The 1510-nt window shown below is 39.3% G+C and carries 1 protein-coding gene and 1 pseudogene; one reads left to right on the top strand and one right to left on the bottom strand.

Going from position 1 to position 1510, the window contains the following annotated elements:
• Window positions 1–41: 41 nt before the first annotated feature.
• A protein-coding gene (locus HT708_RS10540; protein WP_172926366.1) for an IS630 family transposase occupies window positions 42–1089 on the top strand; the annotation gives its coding sequence in 2 pieces (ribosomal slippage) (window positions 42–526 and window positions 525–1089; 1050 coding nt in all).
• A gap of 2 nt (window positions 1090–1091) precedes the next feature.
• Here the strand turns inward: HT708_RS10540 and HT708_RS10535 are convergent.
• Window positions 1092–1475 (bottom strand): annotated as a pseudogene (locus tag HT708_RS10535) (helix-turn-helix domain-containing protein); the annotation flags it as partial.
• Window positions 1476–1510: the final 35 nt, after the last annotated feature.

Genomic DNA, 1510 nt, shown 5'->3' with positions numbered 1-1510 from the left:
GATACTGGACTAAAATCAAAAAACATCTTATAATAGTAGTTATGAAACTTACAAACGAAGAAACACAAAAAATTGAACAACTCCTAAGAGATTCATCGTACGCCAAATATCACAAACGTCTACAGATTATTTATTTTCGCTCAAAAGAAAAGAGTTATAAGGAAATCATGGATCTGCTAGATTGCAATAAAACAACTGTTTGGAGGAATTTGAAAAAATATAAGGAGTTTGGTTTAGAAGCGCTTCTTCAAGAGACCCGTGGTGGACGTCATAGAGAATATATGACTTACGAAGAAGAACAAGCATTTCTAAAACGTCATATAGAAGCTGCTCAGGCTGGGGAATTTGTAACTGTCAATCAGTTATTTGAAGCCTATCAAAAAGAGATTGGTCGCACTTCCACACGTGATGGTTTCTATTATCTCCTGAAACGACATGGTTGGCGAACGGTCACTCCTCGACCTGAGCATCCCAAGAAGGCAGACGCTCAGACAATTGAGACGTCTAAAAATAAAATCTACATTCGAGACCTTGAGTAAGCGCTTTAAAGAAGAGGGGACTTATAACAAAGTACGTTTGATGTACCAAGATGAAGCTGGTTTCGGAAGAATCAGTAAGATGAGTTCTTGTTGGGCTCCTCAAGGAATCCGACCTAGCATTCCTAGTCATTATATGCGAGAATATCGCTATTGTTATGGGGCAGTAGATGCTCAGACAGGAGATTCCTTTTTCCTCATTGCTGGAGGATGCAATACTGAGTGGACCAATGAATTTCTACGGCAAGTCTCACAAGCTTATCCAGATGACTATATTTTACTTGTCATGGATAATGCTATATGGCATAAATCAAGTACCTTAGAGATTCCAAGTAATATTGAGTTGGCTTTTATCCCACCTTATACACCAGAAATGAACCCTATTGAACAAGTCTGGAAAGAAATTCGAAAACGAGGTTTCAAAAATAAGGCTTTCCAAACATTGGAAGCCGTCATTGATAAGCTTCAAGAAGTTATTCAAGGACTGGAAAAAAGCGTTTTAAAGTCCACTGTCAGCAGACAATGGACAAGGTTGCTTTTTGAAAATGATTGAGTATCATAATGCCCATTCTCCAAGCGAAGATTTATAGCTTCAGGCCGCTGTTCGATGGATTGACCAGCAGGTTTAAAGTTGGTGCTAGCCTGTTTCTTATCAAGCGAAAATTTTTGGTTATGATAGTGGAGAATCTTTTCCTTTAGTTCCTTGGTCAAGCTTGATTTCTTGACCGAGCGCTTGCGATTGTTTTCATAAGACTGTTGAGCATAGTCGGCAGAATAAACCTCTTTGAAGCACCCTTTTCCAAGACATTGTCGGACTGTCCCACGCTTGATTTCAGTGTGGATAGTTTGAGGAGCTTTTCCAAGTAAAGAGGCGATTTCTCTATTTGATTTCCCTTCCTTTTTCCATCGTTCGATTAAGCGACGGCTATCGATTGTCAAATGTTTGGCTTTTGTAGTATAAGTTCGGCAGAGCT

Source organism: Streptococcus sp. 3613, from assembly GCF_013277375.1.
In the GTDB taxonomy this organism is placed as follows: Bacteria; Bacillota; Bacilli; order Lactobacillales; family Streptococcaceae; genus Streptococcus; species Streptococcus pseudopneumoniae.
The sequence above is the reverse complement of the archived record's forward strand: the minus strand, read 5'-3'. Positions and strand labels throughout refer to the sequence as shown.